Origin of the sequence: Bartonella sp. OT172YNZD (assembly GCF_042193725.1) — a bacterium.
GTDB classification, from domain to species: domain Bacteria; phylum Pseudomonadota; class Alphaproteobacteria; order Rhizobiales; family Rhizobiaceae; genus Bartonella; species Bartonella grahamii_A.
Window position 1 is genome coordinate 1 of record NZ_JBHILZ010000054.1, and the last position, 1,513, is coordinate 1,513.

General features: G+C 47.4%; 1 protein-coding gene and 1 pseudogene. Both read left to right on the forward strand.

The features are described from left to right. Positions 1-88: 88 nt before the first annotated feature. Positions 89-670, forward strand: a complete 582-nt coding sequence (locus ACFIJS_RS08910) for a phage protein Gp27 family protein (protein ID WP_375620368.1) — start codon at positions 89-91, stop codon at positions 668-670. After that, positions 663-1,513: pseudogene (locus ACFIJS_RS08915) on the forward strand (hypothetical protein); the annotation flags it as partial. The gene ACFIJS_RS08910 and the pseudogene ACFIJS_RS08915, both read left to right, overlap by 8 nt.

Genomic DNA, 1,513 nt, shown 5'->3' on the forward strand with positions numbered 1-1,513 from the left:
GAACGGGGAGCACGTCATTTAGACCGAAGCTTTTCCATTGAGGGGATTAAGCGGCCTAAACGTTCATCAATAAAATACGAGGTGAAGGATGCGCAAGGTCGGGCGTGGACGTTTAACGGCGATTGATTTATTGCCGCAAGCTTGTGATCAAATTATTGCTGCAGCTGCTGAGGCTTTAAACGGGCGTGAGAAGACACAAATGGCTATTTATGGTGAGTTTAAAGCGGCTTTGAAGGCTTTACAAAAGGAAACGGGTTTAAGCTTTTCTATTCCCTCTTTTTCCAGTTTTAATCGTTATTCTTTGCGGCTAGCGGTGATGTCACGGCGCTTAGAACAGACAAGAGAAATTGCAGCAAGCCTCTCGCAGCGTTTTGATGCCAAAGCTTCTGATAATATTACTCTCTTGACGGCAGCGGCGATTAAAGAGCTTATTTTTTCCACGTTAAGCAGTGGGAAAAACCTTTCTCCAAAAGCGGCACAAGAATTGGCTAATGCGCTCAAAGGGGTTTTGGCAGCTGAACATTTGTCGACCACGAGGCGGCAAAAGTTGGAGAAAGATTTTGCCTCCAAAGCAAGTAAAGCGGTTGAGATGGCAGCGGCAGCAGCGGGGCTCTCTAAAGAGCGCGCGCGGGCTATTCGTGCGCAGGTGTTGGGGGTTAAAAATGGCTGAACAGCTCCTCTCAAAAAGTCATGTCTTTGATCATCAGAGTGGTTTTGATATTTGGCAGGCGAGTACTTTTCCTCAAGAGCAAGATCCTTTGGAGGAAGGTGTTTTGATGGCGCATCAATGCGCATGGATTGAAGATAAGTCCCCATTAAAATTGGTTGAAAAGGGGCGGCGGACCGGCATTACTTTTGCGGAAGCTTTGGATGATACCCTTATTGCGGCAGCAACGCCTAAGGCTGGTGGCGATAATGTTTTTTATATTGGAGACACGAAAGAAAAGGGACGTGAATTTATTGGTTATGTGAGCAATTTTGCAAGGGCAATCACTCGTAATAGTGGGGATGTGGAGGAATTTTTATTCTCTGATCAAAGGGCGGATGGGTCAACAAAATATATCTCTGCTTATCGGGTGCGTTTTGCTTCGGGGTTTCGGATTGAGGCGCTTTCTAGCCGCCCTGAAAATATTCGCGGATTACAGGGCATTGTGGTGATTGACGAGGCGGCGTTTCATCAAGATGTGCGCTCTGTTTTGGATGCTGTCAATGCTTTGCTCATTTGGGGAGGCAAGATCCGTGTCATCTCCACCCATAACGGTGTACTCAATCCTTTCAATGAATTGATCCGTGAAGCGCGAGCAGGCAAAGTGCCTTTTTCGGTGCATTGTTACCCCTTTGGTGTGGCTGTTAAAAATGGCTTGTTTAAACGGGTTTGTGCCATGAAGGGGGAGGTGTGGAGTTTAGCGTCTGAGCAACGATGGGAGAAGCAAATCCGTGCCTCTTATGGGGTGCGTTTGGCTGCTATGCGCCAAGAATTAGATGCCATACCAGCCGATCAAGAAGGAGCGGC